The organism is Sulfurimonas marina (genome assembly GCF_014905095.1).
GTDB classification, from domain to species: Bacteria; Campylobacterota; Campylobacteria; order Campylobacterales; family Sulfurimonadaceae; genus Sulfurimonas; species Sulfurimonas marina.
In genome coordinates this window covers 757,892-784,047 of the sequence record NZ_CP041165.1, presented here as the reverse complement: position 1 = coordinate 784,047, position 26,156 = coordinate 757,892, and the positions used below count along the sequence as shown (strand labels likewise).

Below are 26,156 nucleotides of genomic sequence, written 5' to 3'. Positions count from 1 at the left end.
AATCTTATTCACCCTCTGTAAGTTTTTCCAATAACTCTTTGACAGATATAATTTTATCTAGTCTGTATCCATTTGTACCAGAGAAGAATAGACCTGTATCAAGATTACCTTCATAAGCATCACTAAGTCTGTCTGCAATACAGAAGCCTACAACTTTTGCTTCTTCACCACGATTACACGGTGCAACACAGTTTGAGATACACTTAATATCCGGACCTTCACGTTTCTCAACTAAGTGTGTGAGATTTGTCACAACACCACGTGCAGGATATCCAACAGGAGAACTCATCAGTTTGATATCATCCTCTTTAGAATCTAAAAGAACTTTTTTGAAGTTAGCGTGAGCATCACACTCATATGTACCTATAAAGCGTGTCCCCATTTGAACACCTTTAGCACCTAGAGCCATCATCTCTTCGATATCTTTCTTATCCCAGATACCGCCCGCTGCAATAACAGGAATATCACCCCAATTTTTTGCTTCTTCTACAACTGGTTCTACCAGGTTTTCTAACTGATACTCTTCCATTAGACACTGCTCATACGTAAAACCTTGGTGACCACCAGATTTTGGTCCCTCTAAGATCACGGCATCAGGAAGACGGTTATATCGTTTCTCCCATCTACGGCAAATCAGTTTTAATGCTTTTGCAGATGATACGATAGGTACTAGTGCTACATCAGGATACCCTTCTGTAAACTCAGGCATATTTGTAGGCAATCCTGCTCCGGTGATGATAATATCAATACCCGCTTCACAAGCATCTCTTACAACTCTTCCGTAGTCGTTAATTGCATATAAAATATTTGCAGCAAGAGGTTTATCTCCACAAATCTCTCTAGCACTCGCTACCAGTGCAGTCAGTCCCTCTTTAGAGTAGAAGTTTGCTTCACTAAGCGGACGGTCAGCTACAAGTTTTTTAGCAAACTCTTTGTTTTTATAATATCCAGTACCAACAGCAGAGATAACACCTAGTCCACCCTCTTTTGAAACTGTTCCGGCTAATTGATCCCAACTAATACCAACGCCCATTCCACCTTGAACTATTGGTTTTTCGATCGTGTATTTTCCAATTTTTATAGATTCAAAACCCATTAGTCAACCCTTAGTTTTGCAAATTTTCTTTTTCCTACTTGAAGCAGGTACTCCCCAGCATTAAGCTGAAGATTCATATCAGTCACTTTTTCTTGATTAATTTTAACACCACCTTGCTTAATATCACGTCGTGCTTGAGAAGTAGATGGTTCAAGCTTACAATCAACTAAGGCTTGAGCGATCCATAGTGATTCAGCATTAATAGTAAATTCCTCTATATCTGTAGGAATTTGACTTTTTGCATGTACTCTTTCAAACTCCTCTTTTGCTGCTTGTGCCGCTGCTTTATCATGGAATCTTGTCGTAATCTCTAACGCTAATTCCTCTTTAACCTTTTTAGGATGCAGTGAACCATCTTCTACACCAGCTTTAAGTGCGTCGATCTCATCTAAAGATTTAGAAGAAAGAAGTTCATAGTATCTCCACATTAACTCATCAGAAATACTTAATGTCTTTCCAAACATATCTTTTGGCTCATCACTTACACCGATATAGTTTCCTAAAGATTTTGACATTTTTTGTACGCCGTCAAGACCTTCTAGAATTGGCATCATAAGTACAGCTTGTTGTTTTTTTGTTTCATAAGCTTTCTGAAGCTGTCTACCCATTAAAAGGTTAAACTTCTGATCAGTACCACCTATCTCAATATCAGATTTTAGATGAACACTGTCATACCCTTGAAGTAACGGGTACATAAATTCACTTACAGCAATAGGTGTATTTGATGCATATCTTTTTGAAAAATCATCACGCTCTAACATACGTGCAACTGTCAAGTTTGAAGCAAGTGCAATCATATCTGCTGCAGTCATATTTCCTAACCAGTCATCATTGTATACTATATCTGTTTTTGATTCGTCAAGGATCTTAAATGCTTGTGTAGTATAACTGTCAATATTGTGAATAATCTCTTGTTTTGTTAATACTTTTCTTGTAGCACTTTTTCCTGTAGGATCACCGATTGTTGCTGTAAAACTTCCGATCAAAAACTGTACACGTGCACCATATTTTTGAAATACTGCAAGTTTTTGTAAAAGTACCGTATGCCCTAAGTGCAAATCAGGTGCAGTTGGATCAAAACCGGCTTTTACAGTATAGCCTTTCCCCTCTTCAAAATAAGCTTTTAAAAGTTTTTCTATTCTTTCATTATCAATAATTTCCGCTGTTCCACGGCTAATTTCTCGTAAAGCTTCTTCTATCATTTACTACTTTCTCTTTCTAAATTTTTTAGTTTCTATAAGCGTCATCACTTCTAACTAAATCAACGACTTTTATTTTTGACTCAATTTTAGCACGAAGTGTATTAATATCAGCTTCTTCGGATTGAAAAACCATATCACAATACTGTACATAGTCCAAATCATCTTTTCCCAATTCAATTGAAGTGAGATCAATATTTTGTTTTGCCAAAAATGCCAAGAAGTCTGCCAATGCACCTTTTTCATTTGTTAATGAAGCAATAAGTTTATATTTAAACACTTTCTCTTTTGCCCATTTTACAAAAACCATAGGTTCATTATCTTCAAGCTTTTTAGCAGCATTCTGGCACATTTTATGGTGTACGTGTGCTTTAGATTTTTCTACAAATGCCATCACTTCATCACCAAATTTCGGATGACAGCAATAGTCAAATACGACGTCATTTATAGAACTGTTTGAATATACCTCTAAACCACTAATTTCATACGGTTTCAACTTAAATCTGTGACGACTGATAAACCTTTTAAAACGGTTGTTTTTTGCAATATCACTGATATATTTATGCAATACGTTTTTAAGATGTTCTATATCTGTCGGAATATGGGAAAGGTTTTCACAATTATTCTTGTTTAACCACTCCTGAACCCGCGCATGATTCAAGTTCATTACATTAGAGATAATATTTACAGCCGATTTTGCATTGATCTCACGAATTCTTGCATTACAGTTGTTTTTCATATTTGTTTGTGCTTTAGAAGTTTTTACAGCATCAAGCCAAGAACACCTTGTCTCAATCTCATCACCCGTAATAACTTTTACAATATCACCGTTATGCAGCTCTGTAAGCAGTGAAGTTTTACTTTTATTTACCACACCGTTTATAGCTTTATTTCCAATATCTGTATGTACGGCATAAGCAAAGTCTAACACTACGGCACCGCGAGGGAGTGTAAAAGCATCACCCGTTGGTGAAAAGACTGAGATATCTTCTGAATAGAGATCATTTTTGATTAAAGCATAGAAATCTTCAACCGATTCATTTTGATACTGAAGATTATCAAGCCAGTCCAGTTTAATGTTGTTACCGCCAGACTTATACTTCCAGTGTGCCGCAACTCCAAGCTCTGCAGTTTGGTGCATATCGTATGTACGAATTTGTACTTCAAAAATTGCAGTGTTGTAAAAAACAGTAGTATGAATAGTCTGATAACCGTTATCTTTAGGAACGGCAATATAATCTTTAAATCTTGAAGCGAGAGGTCTAAAGTTTAAATGTATTAAACCTAAGGCATCGTAACATTTAATAGGGTCCTTTACTAATATTCTAATAGCAAGCAGGTCAAGTACTTCATCTATACTCACCCCTTTTCTTTGCATCTTCAAATAGATAGAATATCTGTGTTTGATACGTGAAAGAATCTCAAAATCATCTTCACAAAAACCGTTTTGTATTAAAATGTCGGAAACACGTTGTTTAAAGTCATTTATACGCATCTCAATAGCATGATAATTTGTATCAAGATAATTATCAATAAAATGTTTTTCTTCTGCAAAAAGATATGAAAAGCTCAAATCTTCAAGCATATTTTTTAAAAAACTGATCCCTAGACGGTGAGCAATCGGAGAGTATACAACTAGAGTCTCTTCAGAGATACGTTTTTGTTTGTGTTGCGGTAAGGCATCTAAAGTGAGCATATTATGAAGTCTGTCACATAACTTAACTACAAGTACACGAACATCTTCAATACTTGCTAAAAGCATTTTTCTAAATGAAAGTGCTGAGACGATCAATCTTTCATTCGAACTTGAAGGGATCAGCTCACTGTCACGAATCGAGTCTATCTTTGTAAGTCCCGATACCAAGTGAGCTACATCCTTTCCATAATCTTCTTCAACCTCTTCTATCGTTGTCGGCGTATCTTCCACTACATCATGTAAAAGTGCCGCTATAGCCATCGCTTCATCATTAGTGATCGAGGCTACAATTGCTGCTACTAAAATAGGATGGATTATATAAGGTTCACCACTTTTTCTAAATTGTGTTTTGTGTGCCTCTTTTGAAAATTCAAGGGCATGTTTTAATTTATCTGTGGGGATTATGTGTGAGAAAAGATAAGCTGTAGCCGAGTCAATATCATGAAGATGCTTAACTTTCTCGATATCGACTGGACTTAATGACAAGGCGGAGACTTCTTAGTTTTTAGAATCTTCAAAGCCTTTTATACTTACAAGGCCTTCAGCGATTTCCATTAGTGCTAAGTCAGTAGACTTGATATTTGATGTGCTTACACTTAATTTGCTTGTAGCACCGTTATCAAGTTCTTCAGATCTTTTAGCAACTGCGATTGCTAATTTGTAACGGTCCATGCTTGGATTTTCATTTAAAACTTTTGCTGTTAATTCTTCTATTTTCATCTATGTTTCCTTTATTTAACTATAGAACAGTTTTGCATGTTTCCATGCTTTAAAATATCTAAAAGGTTACCCTCTTTAAACATATCACAAACAATAATCGGAAGTTTATTGTCTTTTGCTAAAGCGATAGATGTATCATCCATAACTTTGATATGGTCTTGTAAAGCCTGATCATAACCAATTTCATCAAATTTTACTGCGTCACTATATTTCATCGGGTCTTTATCATAAACACCGTCTACTTTAGTAGCTTTTACAATCACTTCAGCACCAATCTCTACTGCTCTTAGTGTTGCTGCAGTATCAGTTGTAAAGAATGGGTTTCCAGTACCCGCTGCAAAAATCACAACGCGCCCTTTTTCAAGATGTCTGCATGCTTTACGGTTAATATACGGCTCAGCAATCTGCTCCATTTTAATAGCTGTCTGCATACGCACTTCAAGACCGGCATGTTCACAAGCTTCTTGCATTGCAACACCGTTAATTACTGTTGCCAACATCCCCATATAATCTCCACTAGTACGTTTTATGATACCATCTTGTGCAGCAGTTACACCACGAATGATATTTCCACCACCGATAACAATTCCAACTTCTACACCAGCATCAACAAGTGATTTGATCTCTTGTGCAATAAATTTAAGAATTTGAGTATCTATACCATGACCAGCTTCACCAGCAAGAGCTTCACCTGAAAACTTCACCAAAACACGTTTATGCGCCATGTAACACCTTCTTTATAAAATCTGCGTATTATAGTAAAAATTCTCTTTAAAATTGCTTTGACTCAGCTTTTGCAATAGCTTTTTCAATCAGGGTCTCGCTATCTGTACCATCATTAGGGTATTTAGTTAATCCCATAGAGACATCATACGAAGCATCGATATCAACAGGGTTTTCCGAGAATCCTTTTTGTAATCTTTCGATCACAATATGAGAATTATCCTCTTCGAGATATTCATTAAAAAGAATTATAAATATATCATCATATATGTGTGCTACTAAATCCTCATTTCTTGTAGATTTAATAATAATGTTACTTGCTTCGTACATAAACTCATTAACAAGTTCTGTAGATTGATTCTTAAGCTGATGGTAATTATTCATCTTGATTGCCAAAATAAGAAAAGACTGATTGTGTCTTAGTGTTCTATCTATTTGTTCATCAAAAACAAATTTAATATTCTTTTTATTAGGCAGGTTGGTTACGGGATTAAAATAAGCTTCTTTGATTAATCTTTCTTTACGTTCTTGCATATTATGTAGTCTCATTCGAAGTCTAATAATATAAAAAATCAAAACCAAAATTATAGCTGTAGCGATGTAGATATAATACTCATTCATCATTGTTTATCCCCCGTTTCCTTACCTTTATTTATACTTTCAACAATTGTAACATAATTTTTTATTTTTTCATCACAGATGAAGTCATAGTTATTTGCTATAATACGCTTAAAAACCAAGGGTACATATATGTCAAAATTTTTAACTTTTAATTGTAATTTGGAAAATTTTATAGACGATTTACAAGTAAAATTAAGACACAACAATGAAAAAATAGAAACACTTTTAGAAGAAGAAAATAAAACTTACTATAACTTTGTAAAACCGTTGCAGATGATGGAGGAAGAGTTAGAGCATTTCTTTACACCCCTTTCTCATCTAAACAGCGTAAACAATTCCGAAAAAACACAAGAGGTATATACTCAGGCGATTCCGATCATTACAGAATACTCTACAAAAATTTCTCAAAATATCGCCATTTACAAAGCATATAAAACAATTGCAGAGAATGAAAATGCTACGCTTAACTATGAACAAAAAAGAGTTTTGGAGTTAAATATACAACATTTTGAACTCAGCGGTGCACATCTGGATGAACAGACAAAAGCACGCCTGCAAGAGATCAATATTCGTAAAAGTGAACTCTCAAACGACTTCTCTCAAAATATTCTTGATGCTACAAATGCATTTGAATACACTATAGAAAATGAAGCTGACATAGAAGGGATTCCGGCAAGTGACCTGCAAAGTGCAAAGTTTGAAGAGGATGGAAAAACAAAATATAAATTCACTCTGCAGATGCCATCTTACATCGCATATATGACTTACGGAAAGAACAGGGATATCAGACAAAAACTTTATGAAGCGTATGTATCTCGTGCACCGCAAAATGCTGCAATCATCGATGAACTTTTAGCATTACGCCAAGAGATGAGTGAACTTTTAGGTTTTAAGAACTATGCCGAATATTCACTGGCAACTAAGATGGCACCGACTCCAGATAAAGCTTTAGAATTTTTAGAATCTCTTTTAGATAATTCTATAGAGCAAGCAAAAAAAGAGTTAGAGGAGCTTCAAGAGAGTGCACCTCATCAACTAGAGAGTTTTGATACAGCATATTACGGTGAGATTCTAAAAAAAGCTCAGTATGAGATAGATGAAGAGGAGTACCGCCCATACTTTGAACAAAAAAGTGTAGTAAACGGTATGATGGATTTCCTTGAAAAACTCTTTACGATCAAGTTTGAACTTCAAGAAGAAACGCTTTGGCATGAAAAAGCGTATGCGTATCATATTTATGAAAATGAAAAACTCAAAGCAAAAATCTACTTCGATCTAGAAGCAAGAGACTCCAAACGCGGCGGAGCATGGATGAGTAACTGGCAAGCACACTGCACAAATGAAGCAGGTGAAGAGCAACTCGCTTCGGCATTTATAGTGTGTAACTTTCCACCATCAAGTGATACAAATCCATCACTTCTCAGACATGATGATGTTGTAACGCTCTTTCATGAAATGGGGCATGGTATCCATCACCTGCTCTCAAACGTAAATGAAAATGAGGTTAGTGGAGTAAACGGCGTAGAGTGGGATGCAGTGGAGTTCCCGTCTCAATTTTTAGAAAACTTTGCTTATGAGCCGCATGTACTGAAAATGTTTGCAAAACATCATGAGACTAGTGAGGTTCTAAGTGATGAGATGATCGAAAAACTGGTACGTGCAAAAAACTTTCTCTCGGCAATGGGGATGTTACGCCAGTTGGAGTTTTCGATCTTCGATCTGCAACTCCATACGAAACTTTACAAAGGGGAAGAGGTGCAGAACTTACTCAATTCAATCAGAGAAAAAACAGCACTAATACCTACACCTGAGTACAACAAATTTCAAAATGGATTTTCACACATCTTTGCAGGTGGATATGCAGCAGGTTACTACAGCTATAAATGGGCAGAAGTATTAAGTGCAGATGCTTTTTATGCTGTAGTTGATGAAGGTATCTTTGAGTCTCAAACAGCACTGAAATATCGTGATATAATTTTACATGGTGGTGGGGCAAAATCTATGCAGGATCTATACATTGATCTTATGGGTAGAGAAGCAGATACTACACAACTTCTACGTCTTAACGGTATCTATGCGTGAGAACCCTTTTACTCATCTTTCTTGTAGTTACGACTCTTTTTGGAGGTGATAGTTTGAAAATAGCTACATATAACGTTGAGAATCTTTTTGATCTTCAAAAAAGCGGAAATGAATATGAGGAGTATATCCCCTATTCTCAATCTGCTTGGAATGATCGCAATTATAAAATAAAACTCAAAAATATCTCTAAAGTGATTAAAGATATCGATGCAGATATCATAGCTCTTCAAGAGATAGAATCCCCTAAAGCATTTAAAGACCTTCAATATCAGCTTAAACGGGATGGTCTCTACTATCAATATGCAAAAATAGCCGATGCAAAAAACACAACTATTAAAGTAGCACTTTTAAGTAGAATTCCATTTGTCTATACAAAAGAACTGATAGTAGGCTATTCTTACGCTTTTAGAAATATTTTAGAGGTAAAATTCAAATTAAATGATGAAGAGTTCTATATTTTTGTCAACCACTGGAAGTCAAAAGCGGGACCGGAGAGTCAAAGGATCTCTTATGCTAAAGCACTCAAAAAAAGGGTACAGGAGTTAGGAGATAAAAACATTATAGCTCTCGGTGATTTTAACTCTCACTATGAAGAGTATAAGATTTTCAAACGAAAAAGAAAACATAACAATACCGAAGGTATTACAGGTCTCAACCATATACTAGGTACTATTAACTATCAACAAGATACCTCTAAAGCTTTAAAACTTAAAACAGATGAGTTTTATAACCTCTGGTATGATATAGATAAAAACGAGAGGTACAGCTACATATACAGAGGGAAAAAAGAGGCTCTGGATAATATCTTGGTTACAGGTAAATTACTCAATCATAAAGGATTAGATTATAAAGTAAAGTCTATACATAATTTTATAAAACCGTATCTCTTTAAAGGTAAGAGTATCTATAGATGGCAAGTCTCTCGAGGTAAAATACGACGTCATAAAGGTAAAGGCTATTCTGATCACTTACCTGTTGTTGCAGAGTTTACTTTAAGCACCAATTGATTGGAGATTTGCCATTTGCAATCAGATATTCATTTGTTTTAGAAAATGGCTTTGAACCGAAAAATCCTCTATAAGATGAAAGTGGCGATGGATGGGGGGACTTTAAAATTAGATGTTTACTTTGATCAATAAGCTTCTCTTTCATCTGAGCCGGTCTTCCCCATAGGATAAACACAACGTGCTCTTTTTTTTCACTGATCGCCTTGATTGTAGCATCTGTAAACTTTTCCCAACCAATATCTTTGTGTGATGCGGCATTGGCAGCACGTACAGTTAGTACTGCATTTATCAAAAACACACCTTGGCTAGCCCAAGATGTAAGTTCACTTGTAGTTGGGTAAGGACACCCAATATCATCTTGTAACTCTTTAAATATATTTACAAGTGAAGGTGGGTGTTTCACACCGTTTAAAACTGAAAAAGCAAGCCCGTGAGCCTGATTTTCTCCATGGTAAGGATCTTGCCCTAAGATCACCACTTTAACATTGTCAAAATCGGTCGTATTGTAAGCATTAAAAATATTTTCATCTGTAGGATAGATAGTGTGTTGGAGTTTCTCCTCTTGAAGAGTTTGTTTTAACTCTTTTAAATAAGGCTTTTTAAGTTCCTCGGCTAAAACATCTCTCCAAGACTGATTTGTAATTTTTGCTTCAAGTGGCATATATTAAAGTCTTTGCGGCATCTCGTCTTTAAAAGCTACCTCTTCAGCTTTTTTAAGTAGTTCCAGTGCACCGTTGCTTATCATAAGTTCTGCCATATCAAAGCCCATATTTTGGCTCTCAGAGATCTTCTTTATCATTTTCTCTTGCATAATATTTGTACCGTCACTAAAGCCGATCATAGTACGAAATACTACATTTTCTCCATCAATTACAGCATTACAGGCAACAGGTGCCGAGCACCCCGCTCCAATCTTAGAGATGAAGTCACGCTCGATCTGCGTACAGATAAAAGTGTTTAGGTCTTTTAAACTCTCTGCAATCTCCAATACCTTTTCGTTTCCTTGTACAATCTCGATTCCAAGAGCAGCCTGTCCCATCGGCGGGATCATCATATCAAGTGAAAGTTTTTCAACATGAGGAATATCTTTTAAAAGATCAAGTCTGTTTAGACCGATAAAAGCGAGAATAATAGCATCATACTGACCCTCTTTAAGTTTTCTAAGACGCGTGTTTACATTTCCACGCAGATCTTTTACTTTTAGGTCAGGTCTCTTTGCAAGTAATTGCATACGGCGGCGTAAACTTGTAGTTCCAACTACGGCACCCTCTGGCAGTTCATCTAGAGAGCTGTATGTATGTGATAAAAACACATCACTTTGATCTTGACGCTCAGTAACAGCAACAAGTTCTAAACCATCAGGAATGTATGTCGGTACATCTTTTAAACTATGTACAGCCATATGAGCATTTCCTGCTAACATTTGGTCTTCTAACTCTTTTGTAAAGTGCCCTTTTCCACCGATTAATGCAAGTGGTTTATCTAAAACCTTATCACCGTTACTTACAATCTTATTGAGTTCAACTTCAATCTCGGGAAAAGATTTTTCCACTCTCTCTTTAATATGATACGCTTGCCAAAGTGCTAGGTCTGATACTCTTGTTGCAATTACTAATTTTTCCATTATTTAACTTTTTTATATCCCTTTTTAGTTTCATCAAGTTTTCCGTCAACATACACTGTCGGTGTCCCCGCTACCATTAACTCATTTGCAATATCGAAATCACTGTTTACATGTTGTAGTACTTTTGGAGTGTTGATATCTTTTTGTGTTAATGTTGTTCCTACAGCCTTATTAAATGCCTCTAAGATCTTATTGACATCTTTTTCTCTTGGATTGATTTTGATATCATACATTTTCAGTGTAACATCTTTTACACCTTTTAATTCAGCAGCTGCAGCCATCTTAACAATATGTACAGAAGCCGGGTGAATTCTCTCTAACGGCATATGGTAATAATATACTGCAAACTTTTTAGGATCTTTTTTCATATCTTTAATTGCACCGGGTACAAACCCTTTACAAAACGGACATAACGGATCTGAGAAAAGCGCCACTTTATGTTTAGAATTTGCATCTCCGTAGATCAAGTTCTCTTTTTTATAAAATCTGCTTTCAAATTTCGGTTTTACTTTTTCTACAAGACTGCGTCCGCTATCCATATCAGTTAGCTCTTTTGTAATCATTTGACCGTTAGAAAACCATACCATTCTTTGTTTTACTTGACGTTTAGGGTTCTCTTTGAGATATGCTTCAACTTCAACTATGTAGCCGTTCCATCCCTTTAACTCTTTTAAAGGAACCCTCTCTTTAACTTTTACTTCGATCGATTCTATTCGTTTATTTTCTTCAAATTTGTCTGTTAAAAACTCTTCTATTTTCTCATTTGTATTTGCCGATAAAACACTACTTAGTAGAACTGTTATGCTCAATAATCTCAACGTCGATAACATCGTTTTTATCCTTTTTTAATTTTTCTTCATCTTCAAAAGCTGAACTATTACAGCTTTTTGATTGTACATTATAACGGTTAACAATCATACTCGTTATGGCACTAAATTGTAATAAAAGGCCGAGAATATCCGTTAAAAAACCTGGGATTATTAAGAGTATAGCTCCAAAAAGGGTAAATAGGTTAAGTCTTTGAAACTCTTGTAGATCAATGCAGTTATAAGAAACTGCTTTCATATTTTCAAAAAGTGTATTTCGAAAATTGACAAGTATAGCTATACCGACAAAAGCACTTGCTAAAATTTCAAAAAATGTTGCAAGACCACCGATAGCAGAAGAGATATTGACAGATATCAATACCTCCAAAAATAGATATATTAAAAAATATACCATTAAATCATTTCCATAATCTTTTCATAAATTTCATCAGCTTTTACCTCTGTTTTTTCAGTTGTAGCTCTGTCATATATTTGGACGTTTCCGTTGACAAGCTCTTTACCGATTATAACAGTATAAGGGAAACCGATTAACTCAGCATCTTTCATTTTAAAGCCGAATCTATCTTTTCGATCATCTAAAATAACCTCTACTTTAGCATCTTGAAGCTTTGTGTATAACTCTTCACCAAGAGCTACTTGTGCTTCATCTTTAATGTTACTTACCATAATGTTCACCATGTAAGGTGCTGTTTCTTTTGTCCAGATACACCCATTTTCATCATGATGCTGTTCAACTACGGCTGCTACTAAACGTGAAACTCCCATACCGTATGTACCCATAATAAACGGTTGAGATTTTCCGTTTTCATCTAAAAACTCTGCTTTTAAAGGTGCAGAATAAGTCGTTCCAAGTTTGAATATATGCCCAACTTCGATCCCTTTAGTGAACGATAGTTCACCGTCACAGTATGGACATGTATCACCCTCGTTAACCTCTGCAATATCTGCAAAATATGCCACTTCACTAATTACACTGAGATCAACACCTACAAAATGGTAATCAGTTTCATTCGCACCACAGATCATATTCGCCGCATTTTTAAGGTCTGCATCAATCACGTGTTTTGCTTTATCTTGATCTAACGGTCCAATAAAACCAGGGATTAGTCCAATTTCAGCAAGCTCTTCCTCTGTTACATCTACAATATCAAGTGCTTCTGTAGCATTAACAGCTTTTACCTCTTGAAGGTTATCGCACCCTCTTACAAAGAAAAGAACGATCTCGCTTGAATCTTCATAGATAACCCTTTTTGCTACACATTTGATCGTGTAGTACGGATCTACTTTAAAGAACTGTGCTAAATCATCAATAGTTTTTGTATCTGGCGTTTGGAACTTGTTAAATTCAGCTTCCGGAGCTTCAGGGATATGCCCTCTTTTACTTCTTTTAGCCGCCTCAACATTTGCACCGTATTCACATTTTGAACACACTGCGATCGTATCTTCACCACTGTCAGCTAAAACCATCAACTCTTTTGAACCGCTTCCGCCAATAGCACCGCTGTCAGCTTCAACAACTCTAAAATCAAGTCCTAGACGAGAAAGGATCTTTTTATATGCAGCTTCAACAGCATAAAACTCACGATCAAGGTCTTGAAATGTGCTATGAAAACTGTAGCCGTCTTTCATGATAAACTCACGACCACGCATAAGTCCAAATCTCGGTCTTGCTTCATCACGAAATTTTGTCTTGATCTGGTACAGGTTTATCGGTAGGTTTTTATATGAAGTTACACGATTACGTACAAGATCAACCATCATCTCTTCATGAGTAGGTCCCAGTACGAAAAGATTTTCTTTACGATCTTTAAAACGTAAAAGCTCTTTTCCAAACTTCTCAATACGTCCACTTTCAGCCCATAAATCAGCCGGAGTTACGAAGCTGAGTTCAACTTCTTGAGCAGAGATAGCTTCCATCTCTTCATTAATTACGTTTTCGATCTTTTTGATCACTTTTTTAGCAAGCGGCATATAGTTATATAAACCTGCTGCAACTTGAGAGATAAAGCCTGCACGAGATAAAAATATATGGCTAGGGAGTGTCGCCTCGTTTGGCACTTCCTTAGATGTAGGTATAAACGCTTTACTTCGTCTCAAAAATTAATCCTTTTTCATATAATGTTTGTATTTATCTGGAATGTTGTCATTCTGGCTGTTTAGCATGTACTGCATTGCACCTGTCATAGAGTCGCTTTTCGCTTCAGTTGAAACTTCTCTCATATTTTTTGTCATATCATGTAAAAATCTTTTGATAGCCTGATTTGCCATCTTTTCAGCTTGAGATGCACACTCTTTTGGGATAAAACCTTTTTTAAGTGCTCTAGCCATCTCTGTTTCTACAGCTTTATTTGCTTTAATATAGATCTCTTTGATCATAGGCTCTACATTTAAAGCATCTAACCATTCATAGAACGCAACAACATTTCTTCCCACAATCCCATGTGCTTTTCTTACATCTTGTTCACGTTGCGCTTTGTTTGCATCTACAACATCCTTAATATCATCGATACTAAAAAGATAGATACTTGCTTTATGACTCATTTCTATATCTCTAGGAATAGCCAAATCAAACCAGAAACGCTCAAACTCAACATCTTCGATCATATCATCTGTAATGATGGGATACTGAGCACTTGTGGCCGTAAAAATGATGTCGAACTCATTTATAGCTTTATGAAGTTCACCGAACTCATATACATTTGCACCACAAGCATCTGCAAGATATTGTGCTTTCTCTTTTGTTCTGTTTGTAATATATGTTTCAACACCGTCAGACAACAAATGTTTTGCACATATTTCACTCATCTCACCGACACCGATTACTAGTGCTTTTTTTCCCGAAAGATTTGCAACTTTCTCTTTTACCTGTGCGATCGCTACTGAAGCAACAGAAACAGGTTTAGAAGAGATCTCTGTAAAGTTTCTCACTTTTGCAGCTGTTTTGAAAGCATGTTCAACAGCCCGGGACATCTTTTGTCCGCTATACCCTTTTCCCTCAGCAAATTTAAATGCGTCTTTTAATTGTCCGGCAATTTGTGTCTCACCAACTACCATCGAATCAATTGAACTCGCAACTGCAAAAAGATGATGAATTGCACTAGAGTCATCTACAATCTCAGCAGTCTCTTTAATAAACTCTTTACTAAGACCCGACTTAGACGTAAGAAGATGTAACATATGCTCAAGTGCATTTTCAATATCGCTACAACAACCGTAAAGTTCTACACGATTACAAGTAGCAAGTATCATCGCTTCACTTATCGCTTCAGATTGTAAAAGATTTTGTAAACAGGCCTCTTTTTGTTCATCCGTATAAGTGAATTTTTCCCGTAAAGCGACATCACTGTTTTTGTGTGAAAGACTGACTGTTAAATAATGCATAGTTAATAATTTCTCTTTATCATGGTCTCTAAAATAGCTACAAGTTCAGGATCCTCATGCATCGCAGCTTGTGCTTCATTTGAAAGTTTTTGTGCAAGTGTAAATGACTTTTCAATTGTCTGATAGTGTTTCATTTGTTCTTTAAGCCAAAGAGTATCTTCGTTTGAAAGCTCTTTTGCATGAAGCGATTGCAGTCTATGTTTATCTTGTTCATCTAAAGCGTGATAAAGATAGATGTACGGCAATGTACATTTCCCCTCTACAAAGTCATTCATTGCAGGCTTTCCAAGAGTAGCTTCATCGGAAGTAATATCTAAAATATCATCAATAATCTGGAATGAAAGACCGAGATTTTTTCCGTACAATGCATAAGCAGCAGCATTTTTACCTGCTAAAATCGCACTCGCTTTTGCAGCAGCTTCTATAAGTGTTGCAGTTTTTAGATAAAGCATATCAAGATATTTTTTCTCATCAGAGTTAAACGATTCTGCCATCTTCACATCCATCATCTCACCCTTGCTCAGGTCAGTGACCGATGCTGAAATAGTTTGTGCTACAAGTTTGTCAAAATGAACAAGTTCCGTAAACGCTTTTGAGTAAAGAATATCTCCAAGCATAACAGCCGTTTTGCTTCCGTCTGTCGCATTTACAGAAGCTTTCCCACGGCGTGTCATCGCTTCATCGATCACATCATCATGTAGTAAAGATGCCGCATGAATAAGTTCTACAATTGCAGCAAGAAGCGGCGCATCCTCATGCTCTTTTGCAATTTTTAAAATCAACTTGGCACGAAGACGTTTCCCACCGCTAAGCATAGCGAACAAACGGCTCACTTCATCATAATCTATCTCTTGAATCAATCTTTCAATCTGTGCTTCTACTCTATCCATTATTCTCGTCTTTAACTGTTTTTTAAATCTTCTAAAGTGACTTGAACTTTATTATTAAAATTGTAAAGTTCAAAAATCGCTTCATGTTTTTCATAATCAAACTCTTTAAATTTCACCAATAAATATGGAACATTGTAGTTACTAGAGCCTCGGGGCTTCAGAGCGACCCGGAAACTTTGATTTTTATGATTTAGTTCTAATACGTTTTGCCCGACTTGTTTATCGTAAGAACGTAGTACAACTAAACCACCGTTTACATAAAGCGTCCATCTGAATGTAAAGAGTTTTTCTTTGTTTTCGTATTTTACAAGAATTTTCTTTTGCTGATCCTTTTTTAGGGAAATTTTTCTAACTTCCTTATATTGATCGGCAAAAGAGACACTAAAAAATAATATTAGTGTGATAAAAACCTGTAAAAATAGTTTCAAAACGGTTTTATTCGCTTTTTGAAACGATAGAACCTGTTAACTCAACAAATAAAGATTTAGTTTTCATATCACACTCTGCACTGTACTCAAATGCAAACTGTTCTACTGCTCTATCTATATCTTCACCTACATGTTTCTCTAACATCAATTCCATCGCTGCCATTTTTTGAATGATTTGCTCAAGATCATATCTTACTACATCATTATTTGCAGTAAATACTACATCCATAAACTTTGATTTTGGTGAACCACCAAATACATTATCTTCATCTTCAAATAAAGCTTCGTACTTCATTATTCTTCTTCCTTTTTCTCTATAATCTGTGTACCAACACCCTCTGATGTAAAAAGCTCAAGCAACATAGAGTGCTCTAATCTTCCGTCAATAATATGTGCTTTATGTACACCGCCATCTATTGCTTCTAAACAAGCATCGACTTTTGGAACCATACCACCATGTATCGTTTCATCTGCTTTTAAATTTTCTACATCTGCTTTTGTTAAGCTAGATATCAGGTTCTTATCTTTGTCCAAAACACCTTCGGTGTCTGTTAAAAAGATGATTTTATTTGCACCGATAGCCTTAGCAACTTGTGATGCACAAAGGTCTGCATTAATGTTATACCCAGGATGTCCCATCTCTTCACCAGCAGCAATCGGAGCAATTACCGGAATAAAATTCTCAGCAATCAAGTTTTTTACTACACTGGCATTTACATCTGTAATATTTCCTGTAAGACCCCATTTTTCAAAATCTTTCGGCTGAGCTTTAATAAAATGAGCATCTTTACCACTAATACCGATCGCTTTTGCATCGTGAGAATTTAAAAGAGAAACTATCTCTTTGTTGATCTCACCGCTTAAAATCATCTCAACAATACGCATAACATCAGGTGTAGTTACACGTTGTCCTTCGATAAATTCAGTACCAATATTCAGAGCTGAGAGCATATCTGTAATTTTTTTACCACCACCATGGACAATTACTGGTTTGATCCCAACTAGATACATAAGTAAAATATCTTCTGCAAACTTCTCTTTGAGTTCAGGTGACGTTTGTGCTGAACCGCCATATTTGATAACTACGATCTCTTTTCTGAACTCCCTAATAAACGGAAGTGCATCAAGGAGTGTTTTTACTGTTTCTATTTTAGCTTTCAATATTTTTTCCTAAAATTATAATCTTGAAATTTTATCATTTTTTAGTTGCAACTCCAAGTCCAGTAATGATAAAGGAAGTCCAAATTTCTCAATTTTGACATAATCTTTAAAAGTTACCAGCAGACTATCACTCTGATCGAGTTGTAAAATTGTTTCAAGTTCCTCTTTTGTAAAACTGTGATGATCCTCAAAATAGTGTTTTCCAACAACTTCAGGGAGATATTTATCAAGTCTTTGCGGTCTTGCAATTGCCGTCACTAATGACATCTTTTCCCTCGGATCTATCAAAGTGGTTTTACGAATAAAATCTTTCTCCTCTTCTACAACCAGTGCTTCTTTAGAACTCCAAAGTTTTTCCCTATATGGACCGCTAGGAAGACAAAAACTATTTTTCGTTTTTACATCAATGAGAATATCTCTTTTTTTAATCGAGTGTTTTGAGTAGGCATCATCTAAAAAGATCTGTTTAACTCCCATCTCTTTTGCTTTTTGAATTGCAATTTTTCTATCTTCACTTACTATGACAATAGCCAAAGGAAGTTTTTTTGCATAGATCATCGCTTCATCACCGCTAAGGGAAACATCTACCAAGATCTTTTCTCTGTCTTTGACAACAATCAGCCCACTTGAATCTCTTCCATAACCTCGGAGGATAATTGCAATATCTTGTTTATTTTGGGCTAAAGCTGTAACAAAAGGAGTTTTTCCACTTCCCCCTACCACTAAATTTCCAACACTAATAATATCTATTCCGAAATCATGAGGCTTTGCGATACGAAAACGTACCCACATAATAAAACAGTATAAAAACGATAAAGGGAGAAAAATATAGGAGAGAAGTTTTTGGAAAATATTTGGGTTGTAGAGATACCCCTCAACCCAAAATACTAACGCTCTTTTCAAGTGATTTAAACTCTTGTTTTTGCGATCTTCTTCACTGTTTCGATCACGTTTTGAACATCTTCATCACTCATATTTGCATAGATTGGAAGTGATAATACCTGCTGATATGAACGAAGTGCTACAGGAAAATCATTTACTCTTAAAGAATATTTTGATTTGTAGTATGTTAAAAGGTGCAGAGGGATATAGTGCAGTCCCGCTGTAATTCCCTCATCTCTTAACTCTACGGCAAATGAGTCACGGTTTTTATCTATCTTGATAATATATAAAGAGAATGGATGTTCATCATTACTCATATCAGGGATAGTGATATGGTCAACCCCGTCAAGCTTCTCACTATAAATGCGTGCGATCTCTTGTTGTCTTGCGATATTGTTATCCTGCTCTTCAATCTGTGCACGGATATATGCTGCATTTAATTGACTTAAAGAGTAATCATTTCCAATATCTACAACATCATAGATATACTCTAAAGCATCTTCATCACGCACAATTGCATGGTTTGCCAAAAGTCTTGCACGCTCAATAATTTCATCATCATTTGTAACTAACATCCCACCGTTACAAATATTTTTTCTCAAGTGTGGAGAGAAGTTAAAACAAACTATATCAGCTCCAGTAGAACCGATTTTTTGCCCTTTATATGTAGCACCTAATGCATCACATGCATCCTCTACAATTTTTACATTATAGATTTTACCCATTGAATACACACGTTCAAGATCAACAGTAGTACCTGCGATATGTGTAACAATTACAGCTTTTAATTTTTTAGATTTATTGTCTTCTAAATAATTTTCAAGTTTATCAAGGTTGATATTGTAATTATCTTCATAGATATCTATAAATACCGGTTCTGCATCAAAATGACGAACCACTTCCGGTACACTAGGATGTGCATTTACAGAACATACAACTTTATCACCACGTTTTAGATCTAGTGCCAACATTGCTAAATGAAGTGCTGAAGTACCATGTGAAGTAGCAAGAGCATACTCAGCCCCTACATAACTTGCAAATTCATTTTCTAACTCTTCAACCTGATTGATCTCTTCACCATCTAATGCATCACTTACATATGAGTGGGCTTCACGAGAACTTTCATATTTGCTAAATGGTATTTCCATACTGTTTCCTTTATAAAGTTATATCTCTTGGATAATTAAAATCATGATTCAACGTTCTAGATGTCAGTTTTGCGATCACAGGCATCTTACGCTTAAAATGGTTTGCAAAGATACGTTTTATGATCATATCTAACATCTTCTCATCCACACCTTGTTTTACAACGTCCTCTTTTGAGAGTCTTTGATCAACATAGAGCTTCATAGCACCGTCAAGTTGTTCATAAGTATAGCCTAAGTCGGCTTCATCACTCTGCCCTGCCCAAAGATCAGCTGAAGGGGGCTTTTCAATGATGCTTTTTGTAACACCAAGATAGTGTGCTAGTTCAAAAACCTCACTCTTATAAAGATCGCCTATCGGATTAATGGCACTTGCCAGATCTCCGTAAAGCGTTCCGTAACCAAGCATCAGCTCACTTTTGTTACTCGTACCAAGCACTAGTGCTCCTTCACGAGCCGAGATATCAAAAAGTGTCGACATTCTCATACGAGAAGAGAAGTTCCCTTTTCTTAAATTATTAAGATTTGGATGCATCTCTTCATATGCACGTAACATCGGCTCAATCGAGACCGTTTCATTTCTCAAAGAGAAATCTTTACATAACTCATCAGCATCATCAAGTGAACTTTGTGAAGAGTATTGAGAAGGCATCTTGACACATAAAAGGTCATCGCCGAATGCTTTGTGAGCAAGTACGGCGACAACAGCAGAATCAAGTCCGCCACTCAAACCAACTACCACTTTTTTTATCCCTGTTTTTCTTACTTCTTCATCTAAAAAACTTACGAGATAATCAGTTATTTGTGAATACTTACTCATAATTATACACTAAACCTTTAAAAAATATTAACTTTTTAAATTATATCTTTTTAAAATTAACAAACCTCTTTATTTGCCATAATTTTAAGCTCACTACAACTAAAGCCAGCCTCTTTTCTAGCCTCGATATTAAGATCATCTGGACGTAGAAAACTTCTTGGATAGTACTTTTTAATGATATCAAAAAAAACACTTGGATCTTCATTTTCCAACTCACAAGCATAAGAGAACCAAACATCCCCCTTTTTGACATGGTCTATTTCCTCTTGTAAAATTATAGTGAGTGCAGATTTGATCTTCTCCAATATCTCATTTTTTGGATAGTTTTTCAGTTTTTCTAAGATCATTGGAGTAGCATCTAGTCCGTTAGCTTCAAGGTATCTTGGTACAACTGCCATCCGCTCAAGCAAAGTTTGCGTTTTGAAACTTGCTTCAAACAAAGAGTTATGCACTTCAATCTCTCCATAGCTGCTTCCAAGTTCATCTAAAAGGGTTTCAAGCATCTCAAAATGGCGTACTTCATCATTGGCAACTTCCAACCAGTCTTCGTAATATTTTCTAGGAAGTCCACGAAATCTATATGCTGCATCAAGAGCTAAATCAATTGCCGAATACTCTATATGTGCAACTGCATGAAGCAGATTAATCTGCCCCTCTTTTGTAGTCAGATTTGAGCGTTTAGGTACTTTTTGAGGTGGGACAACTTTACAAAAACCTTCATATGCAGGTTGGGTAAATATTTTGGGATTTTCTTCGCTTGAAAAGTCGATCTCTTGTTGAACAAACTCTTTATAAAACTCTCTAAATTTTTCCAGCTTTTCTGTAGGAGTTTTTATCTCCAATATCACTTCAAGTTCATTATAAAAATTCATAAAGGAATAATGGTATAACTTTTCTTAAAAAAGAGAATTTGTTTATTAAAGATTGATGTTAATAATAAAAGAAGTTAGTTGTATTTGTAGTTAGTTATGAAGAAAAATATTGCAGGTAAAAGGATGATACAAAAGTATCATACCCGTTAGTGCTTAGTGAGCACGATCACCTGTATTAAAATATACGTACATTCCAGAAGCGATCGTTAAAGCAGTACCGTAAACAGCTACCATGATTTCCATATAATTTCTCCTTATAATTTTTTAAAAAACGAGATTATACTTTTTCTATCTTACATTTGTGTTAAGAACAAAAAATTAAGAGTTTGATTAGTATCATTACTATACAATTCCCCCCCATAAAGAGAAGAATAGTAACACTATGTATATATTTTAAAATGGAGTAATAATGACAATAAAAGTACAACCTATGGGACCATATCAAACAAACTGTTATATCGCGACAGTTGATGGAAAAGATTTTATTATCGACCCTGGTGTAGATGCTACAGAGTGGGTAAAAGAGAACGTTACAAATCCCGTTGCCATTTTAAATACCCATGGACATTTTGATCACGTATGGAGTAATGCAGAGCTCCAAAAAGATCTCGGCGTAAAACTTTATACGCCGCAAGGTGATGTGATGTTACTCCAGGGAAGCGGCTGGATGCCCGATCTTCCACCCTCAACTCCAGATGTTGAGATTGTAGGGGACGAGGAGCTTGATTTTGACGGTGTTAAAGTAAAATTCCGTCACTTTCCCGGTCATTGTCCAGGATGTAGTACAATTGAGATTGGAGATGCTATGTTTAGCGGAGATTTTATTTTTGAACGTAGTATCGGAAGAACCGACTTTCCATACTCTTCTCCCGAGGATATGAAAAAATCATTAGAAAAATTTAAACAGATAGATTATGACAAAACAGTGTATCCTGGTCATGGCGGGACAACAACTATAAAACAGGAACAAAAAAATTCAGATTATTGGATAAGTATATTATGAGTCAATTTGATAAACGTGCAGAAAATTGGGATAAAGGCGACATCAGAGTTAATGGTGCAAAAGTTATAGCAGATGCTATTGAAAATAAATTTGTTCTATCAGACAATATGGTTTTAATGGACTTTGGAGTTGGTACAGGGCTTCTTGGTTTTGAGATCGCAAAAAAAGTACAAAAAGTGTACGGTGTAGATACTTCAAAAGGGATGCTTGATAAACTAGAGGAGAAAAATACTCCAGAGGTTTCTATAGAAGCTATTCATCAAGATATAGTTGAAAACCCTTTAGATATGAAGTTTCACGGACTTATCAGTTCAATGACACTGCATCATGTTGAAGATCTTACAAAGTTTTTTCAAACTGTAAAAGAGAATTTACATGAAGGTGGTTTTTTAGCTATTGCCGATTTAGAGAGTGAAGACGGAACATTTCACTCAGACAATACGGGAGTATATCACTTTGGATTTGAAAAAGATGCTCTTTGTAAAATTGTAGAGAATTGCGGTTTTAAAAATGTTTCATTTGAGAACATTAACACTATCAATAAACCACATAGAGATTTCGGAGTATTTCTTTTAAGTGCAGAAGCTTAGAACTATTCTAAGCTGCCTTCAGGTGGTGGAGGTGTCGTACCGCTATTTAAAGCTTCTTCGTCATGAAGAAGCTTTAATTTTAAAACATGTTTCTCTGTAATAACCGTTTTAAACTCCCCTTCAAACACTTTTACATCTAATACATGTCCCGTTACATAAACGTTTCTTTTACGTCCCTCTTTATGTCTAACACGTGCTACAATATTTACTTCATCATGCAGTTTTACCGGAGATAAGAACTGACAATCTGATGCTACTAAAACTACATTTCTTTCATTTACAGCAAGCATAGCGGCATAATCTGCAGCAGAAAAGATAAAACCACCGTGAATTAGCCCAACGTTATCAGCTAACATATCTATGGTAGTTGTAAGTCTTACCTCAACATAACCCTCTTCGAGTTTAACTACTTCACCACTTAAATCTTCATTGATCCTGTCGTGTGTTTTTGCAACAACCTGGTCATCCCTATAATCTTCTATCTCTAAATCTGTTTCGTGTTCTTGTAATTCTTCAGCCATTATTTCTTATCCTTTATCAATCGTACATATACTCTTTGTGGTGCGGGGTAACCTTCAACGGTTTTTGTTTTATCATCTGGGTCTAAAAAGTCTTCTAAAGACTGCCCTTCTATCCATTCAGTTTTTCTTTGTTCACCCTCATCCGTGATCGAAGTTTCCAACACTTCAAATTCTGAAAAGCCGGCTCTTAGACACCAGTTTCGAAGAGCCTTAATCGTAGGAACAAAGTAGATATTTGGTATCTTTGAGTAACTCGATTCCGGACAGAGTGCCATCTCATCTTCCCCGTCTATATAAAAAGTATCGAGTATCACCTCACCTTTTTTCTCTAATCCGCGATACAACGACTTTAACATAGCAACCGGATCACTACGATGGTATAAAACCCCCAAACAAAAGATCGTGTCAAACTTCTCTTCATAAAACTCTAAATGCTCAACACCCAGAAGTTCATAAACAATATCACTCTTTATAAAATGGTTTATAAAATCAAATTGTGTTTTATAAAGCGGTGAAGGATCAAACCCTACAAGTAACTCAGGCTCCTCTTCCAACATTTTGAACATATAGTAACCATTGTTACACCCTATATCGGCAACTTTTTTCCCTTTTAAATCAAAATGTTTACGAATAAGGTTATATTTTACATTGCTTTTCCACTCTGAGTCTATAAAAGTATCACCAACTGCAAAGGGTCCTTTTCTCCAAGGCATTAACATTTTTGCAGTGTTATATATAGCCTCTTGGTCAAAATCACCGCTGATCTTAACCACGTCTCCAAAAGTGACATCGCAAGGTACATCATCAAGTTGAGCCAAAGCATCCCTAAGAGGTGCAATGTTTTTCCAACTCATCCACTTTTTTCTATCTTCTTTAATCTTTTGTATGTCCATTTAAGCTCAATAGTTTAAAATTTTTATATAATTGTAACTAAAAAAGGATCGGTTTTATATGACTTTAGAGAAAAAGGCTACAGTTGTTTCAACTTCCGTTGCAGGACTACTCGTACTACTAAAAATGACAGTTGGAGTTCTAAGCGGTTCTATCGCAGTTCTTGCATCGGCAATCGATAGCTTTTTAGATCTTACGGTTTCACTATTTAACTATTTTGCACTACACAATGCGGAGAAAAATCCTGATGAGAGTTTCCATTTCGGAAGAAGTAAAATAGAACCGCTTGCAGCTGTTATAGAGGGAAGTGTTATCTCTTTTTCGGCATTTTTCATCCTTTATGAAGCTTTAGAGAAAATCATCCATCCACATGAGATGCAATATATGATGGAGTCCTTCTACGTTATGCTTGCATCAATTATCATTACTGCTCTGCTTGTGGCTTTTTTAATCTATGTAGCCAAAAAAACAAACAATATGGTAATCCGTGCAGATGCCCTGCACTATAAAACAGACCTTCTTTCTAACGGTGCTGTACTTTTTGCATTAGCTGCTGTTAGCTATACGGGTGAACAACTAATTGATCCTATTTTAGGTATTGCAATCGCAGCATATATGATTTACTCTGCATTTCCAATAATAAAAGAAGGAGTGTTAATGCTTCTTGATATTGCATTACCTGCAGAAGATATAGAGAAAATCGATAAAGTGATCAAAAGTGAACCTATTATTACAAACTATCACTATCTAAAAACCAGAGAATCTGGTTCACATATCTTTATCTCTTACCACGCCGTTTTTAACGTTAGTATCTCTTTATATGATGCACACCTTGTAGCCGATAAGGTAGAAGCCAAAATCCTTGCACTTTTTCCAGATAAAAAAGTACATGTGCTGACACATATGGATCCGTATGATGATTCTGAGATCAATGAAGATGAAGAGCAGTGGTAGAAACTACTTTATCTTTTTAGCTTTGTAGTTTCTATTTGCGATTGCTTCTAAAAATACCGTAGCGTAAGAACCTTTAGGAAGTGAAAAGCTGATATTTAAAATATCGAAATTATTTTTATAGTCCAGCTTGATATCTTTTGGAAAAACTACCGCTTCTCTGCGGTACCCTTTCTCATATAAAAACTGATCGTCGTATTTTTCCTCGATCTTTCTCGCATCGCTTCGTGCACGGAACACATCACGCCCACATAAAAGACCCGTAGGGACTACCTTTTGAGCTTTAAAATCTTTCTCTTGTTTTGTTTTAGGTGTGAAGAATTTCCCTTTAGTATCCATATACACATCACCCTCTAAAAGAGCAAATTCACCATTATTGTTTTCTCTGCTGAAAAGCACTCTCTCTTTGAGCCAGTCGTTGAAAAACTGACTTTGATAGATAGAGATTAGAAAGTTTTTGAGTTTTGCGTCATTTATATGCAGCTCCCCTGCGATCATAGCTTTAGCTTGTTCAAGCGAGTCCTCATCACGTCCAAATCTTTGATATCCGAAGTAGTTTGGCAAACCGTTTTTTACAATTTTTCTCGCACGCTTTTCTATCTGCCCTGCTTCGATCTGACTCACTCCGAAAAGATTGATCGTAAAACTGTTTCCTTTGAGATCACCCATACGAATCGAGTGTGTATGGTGAGTTGAACCGATGATCGTTATTTGAGGGTGTTTAAACTTTTTAAGTGCTTTCTCATACTTTGCTTCAATCGAAATATACTGCGTCGTTGTCGCATGTTTATCTTTTAAACCAGCATATCCTATCTTTTGTGCGTCAATATCTAAAAACTTTGCAAACTCTGCGATCATATCCCAAGTTGTAAGCTCCACTTTTTTTACGCGAAGGATTAAAAAATTCCCTTTACCTTTAAAATTCAACCCTATCTCATCTACGATAAAGTCCTCTTTATTTTGTTCAAATTTAAAATAAAGGGTCTCTTTATCTTCTAAATATTCTCTTTGCATTACTTTCCAATT

28 protein-coding genes are annotated in these 26,156 nt (G+C 35.8%); 5 read left to right on the top strand and 23 right to left on the bottom strand.

Annotated features, from left to right (window positions below):
• Positions 1 to 4: 4 nt before the first annotated feature.
• The 6 genes from FJR03_RS04095 to FJR03_RS04070 are packed head-to-tail and all read right to left on the bottom strand — an operon-like array spanning position 5 to position 5,968.
• Positions 5 to 1,096, bottom strand: coding sequence for a nitronate monooxygenase (locus FJR03_RS04095; protein ID WP_193114383.1), 1,092 nt, complete (start codon positions 1,094 to 1,096; stop codon positions 5 to 7).
• Complete coding sequence (tyrS, locus tag FJR03_RS04090) at positions 1,096 to 2,298, bottom strand: tyrosine--tRNA ligase (RefSeq protein ID WP_193114382.1); 1,203 nt, start codon at positions 2,296 to 2,298, stop codon at positions 1,096 to 1,098. The genes FJR03_RS04095 and tyrS overlap by 1 nt, the downstream gene beginning before the upstream one ends.
• Before the next feature lie 25 nt (positions 2,299 to 2,323).
• Positions 2,324 to 4,477, bottom strand: a complete 2,154-nt coding sequence (locus tag FJR03_RS04085; RefSeq protein ID WP_193114381.1) for a RelA/SpoT family protein — start codon at positions 4,475 to 4,477, stop codon at positions 2,324 to 2,326.
• A gap of 12 nt (positions 4,478 to 4,489) precedes the next feature.
• Positions 4,490 to 4,711: a DNA-directed RNA polymerase subunit omega gene (gene rpoZ, locus FJR03_RS04080; RefSeq protein ID WP_193114380.1), complete on the bottom strand. Its 222-nt coding sequence runs from the start codon at positions 4,709 to 4,711 to the stop codon at positions 4,490 to 4,492.
• Between the two features lie 11 nt (positions 4,712 to 4,722).
• Positions 4,723 to 5,436 (bottom strand): UMP kinase, encoded by a 714-nt coding sequence (pyrH, locus tag FJR03_RS04075; protein ID WP_193114379.1) that lies wholly within the window; start codon positions 5,434 to 5,436, stop codon positions 4,723 to 4,725.
• A gap of 46 nt (positions 5,437 to 5,482) precedes the next feature.
• Positions 5,483 to 5,968, bottom strand: coding sequence for a GGDEF domain-containing protein (locus FJR03_RS04070; RefSeq protein WP_193114378.1), 486 nt, complete (start codon positions 5,966 to 5,968; stop codon positions 5,483 to 5,485).
• A 216-nt stretch (positions 5,969 to 6,184) separates the two neighbouring features.
• Between FJR03_RS04070 and FJR03_RS04065 the strand changes: the two genes are divergently transcribed.
• Entirely contained in the window at positions 6,185 to 8,137 is a 1,953-nt protein-coding gene (locus FJR03_RS04065) for a M3 family metallopeptidase (RefSeq protein WP_193114377.1), read from the top strand.
• A 53-nt stretch (positions 8,138 to 8,190) separates the two neighbouring features.
• On the top strand, positions 8,191 to 9,144 hold the full coding sequence (locus FJR03_RS04060) for an endonuclease/exonuclease/phosphatase family protein (RefSeq protein WP_226962178.1): 954 nt from the start codon (positions 8,191 to 8,193) through the stop codon (positions 9,142 to 9,144).
• Here FJR03_RS04060 and FJR03_RS04055 read toward each other — a convergent pair.
• Genes FJR03_RS04055 through FJR03_RS03990 form a run of 14 tightly spaced genes read right to left on the bottom strand, consistent with a single transcriptional unit; the run spans position 9,125 to position 21,174 of the window.
• Positions 9,125 to 9,805: a uracil-DNA glycosylase gene (locus FJR03_RS04055; RefSeq protein ID WP_193114375.1), complete on the bottom strand. Its 681-nt coding sequence runs from the start codon at positions 9,803 to 9,805 to the stop codon at positions 9,125 to 9,127. The two genes, FJR03_RS04060 and FJR03_RS04055, sit on opposite strands and share 20 nt — an antisense overlap.
• 3 nt (positions 9,806 to 9,808) lie before the next feature.
• Positions 9,809 to 10,768, bottom strand: a complete 960-nt coding sequence (gene hemC, locus FJR03_RS04050) for a hydroxymethylbilane synthase (RefSeq protein ID WP_193114374.1) — start codon at positions 10,766 to 10,768, stop codon at positions 9,809 to 9,811.
• Positions 10,768 to 11,598, bottom strand: a complete 831-nt coding sequence (locus FJR03_RS04045; protein ID WP_193114373.1) for a DsbA family protein — start codon at positions 11,596 to 11,598, stop codon at positions 10,768 to 10,770. Before FJR03_RS04045 ends, hemC begins: the two co-directional genes overlap by 1 nt.
• Complete coding sequence (locus FJR03_RS04040; protein WP_193114372.1) at positions 11,552 to 11,989, bottom strand: FxsA family protein; 438 nt, start codon at positions 11,987 to 11,989, stop codon at positions 11,552 to 11,554. Before FJR03_RS04040 ends, FJR03_RS04045 begins: the two co-directional genes overlap by 47 nt.
• Complete coding sequence (locus FJR03_RS04035; RefSeq protein WP_193114371.1) at positions 11,989 to 13,692, bottom strand: proline--tRNA ligase; 1,704 nt, start codon at positions 13,690 to 13,692, stop codon at positions 11,989 to 11,991. Before FJR03_RS04035 ends, FJR03_RS04040 begins: the two co-directional genes overlap by 1 nt.
• A gap of 3 nt (positions 13,693 to 13,695) precedes the next feature.
• A complete protein-coding gene (gene hemA, locus FJR03_RS04030) occupies positions 13,696 to 14,976 on the bottom strand; it encodes a glutamyl-tRNA reductase (protein ID WP_193114370.1) in 1,281 nt (426 codons plus the stop codon).
• A gap of 2 nt (positions 14,977 to 14,978) precedes the next feature.
• Entirely contained in the window at positions 14,979 to 15,866 is an 888-nt protein-coding gene (locus tag FJR03_RS04025; protein ID WP_193114369.1) for a polyprenyl synthetase family protein, read from the bottom strand.
• An 11-nt stretch (positions 15,867 to 15,877) separates the two neighbouring features.
• Positions 15,878 to 16,294, bottom strand: coding sequence for a hypothetical protein (locus FJR03_RS04020; protein ID WP_193114368.1), 417 nt, complete (start codon positions 16,292 to 16,294; stop codon positions 15,878 to 15,880).
• Positions 16,295 to 16,301: 7 nt separating this feature from the next.
• Entirely contained in the window at positions 16,302 to 16,589 is a 288-nt protein-coding gene (locus FJR03_RS04015; RefSeq protein ID WP_226962177.1) for a DUF2018 family protein, read from the bottom strand.
• Positions 16,589 to 17,455 carry an acetylglutamate kinase gene (argB, locus tag FJR03_RS04010; RefSeq protein WP_193114367.1) on the bottom strand — a complete coding sequence of 289 codons (867 nt, stop codon included), beginning with the start codon at positions 17,453 to 17,455 and terminating at the stop codon, positions 16,589 to 16,591. Before argB ends, FJR03_RS04015 begins: the two co-directional genes overlap by 1 nt.
• 15 nt (positions 17,456 to 17,470) lie before the next feature.
• Positions 17,471 to 18,358, bottom strand: a complete 888-nt coding sequence (locus FJR03_RS04005) for a tetraacyldisaccharide 4'-kinase (RefSeq protein WP_193114366.1) — start codon at positions 18,356 to 18,358, stop codon at positions 17,471 to 17,473.
• A gap of 5 nt (positions 18,359 to 18,363) precedes the next feature.
• Positions 18,364 to 19,485: a DegT/DnrJ/EryC1/StrS family aminotransferase gene (locus FJR03_RS04000; protein WP_193114365.1), complete on the bottom strand. Its 1,122-nt coding sequence runs from the start codon at positions 19,483 to 19,485 to the stop codon at positions 18,364 to 18,366.
• Positions 19,486 to 19,495: 10 nt separating this feature from the next.
• On the bottom strand, positions 19,496 to 20,302 hold the full coding sequence (locus tag FJR03_RS03995) for an NAD+ synthase (RefSeq protein ID WP_193114364.1): 807 nt from the start codon (positions 20,300 to 20,302) through the stop codon (positions 19,496 to 19,498).
• Between the two features lie 56 nt (positions 20,303 to 20,358).
• Positions 20,359 to 21,174, bottom strand: a complete 816-nt coding sequence (locus FJR03_RS03990; protein WP_193114363.1) for a ferritin-like domain-containing protein — start codon at positions 21,172 to 21,174, stop codon at positions 20,359 to 20,361.
• A gap of 409 nt (positions 21,175 to 21,583) precedes the next feature.
• Here FJR03_RS03990 and FJR03_RS03985 point away from each other — a divergent pair, with 409 nt between their 5' ends.
• Both FJR03_RS03985 and FJR03_RS03980 read left to right on the top strand, forming a co-directional pair.
• The gene (locus FJR03_RS03985) at positions 21,584 to 22,177 is read left to right on the top strand and encodes an MBL fold metallo-hydrolase (protein ID WP_193114362.1); all 594 of its coding nucleotides are present in this window, start codon (positions 21,584 to 21,586) and stop codon (positions 22,175 to 22,177) included.
• Positions 22,174 to 22,767 (top strand): class I SAM-dependent DNA methyltransferase, encoded by a 594-nt coding sequence (locus FJR03_RS03980; protein ID WP_193114361.1) that lies wholly within the window; start codon positions 22,174 to 22,176, stop codon positions 22,765 to 22,767. The genes FJR03_RS03985 and FJR03_RS03980 overlap by 4 nt, the downstream gene beginning before the upstream one ends.
• Before the next feature lie 2 nt (positions 22,768 to 22,769).
• Here FJR03_RS03980 and FJR03_RS03975 read toward each other — a convergent pair whose 3' ends face one another.
• Positions 22,770 to 23,288, bottom strand: a complete 519-nt coding sequence (locus tag FJR03_RS03975; protein WP_193114360.1) for a PaaI family thioesterase — start codon at positions 23,286 to 23,288, stop codon at positions 22,770 to 22,772.
• Positions 23,288 to 24,181: a tRNA 5-methoxyuridine(34)/uridine 5-oxyacetic acid(34) synthase CmoB gene (cmoB, locus tag FJR03_RS03970; protein WP_193114359.1), complete on the bottom strand. Its 894-nt coding sequence runs from the start codon at positions 24,179 to 24,181 to the stop codon at positions 23,288 to 23,290. The genes FJR03_RS03975 and cmoB overlap by 1 nt, the downstream gene beginning before the upstream one ends.
• A gap of 58 nt (positions 24,182 to 24,239) precedes the next feature.
• Between cmoB and FJR03_RS03965 the strand changes: the two genes are divergently transcribed.
• On the top strand, positions 24,240 to 25,133 hold the full coding sequence (locus FJR03_RS03965) for a cation diffusion facilitator family transporter (RefSeq protein WP_193114358.1): 894 nt from the start codon (positions 24,240 to 24,242) through the stop codon (positions 25,131 to 25,133).
• Between the two features lie 3 nt (positions 25,134 to 25,136).
• Here FJR03_RS03965 and FJR03_RS03960 read toward each other — a convergent pair whose 3' ends face one another.
• Positions 25,137 to 26,144 carry a tRNA pseudouridine(13) synthase TruD gene (locus FJR03_RS03960; protein ID WP_193114357.1) on the bottom strand — a complete coding sequence of 336 codons (1,008 nt, stop codon included), beginning with the start codon at positions 26,142 to 26,144 and terminating at the stop codon, positions 25,137 to 25,139.
• Positions 26,145 to 26,156 lie beyond the last annotated feature (12 nt).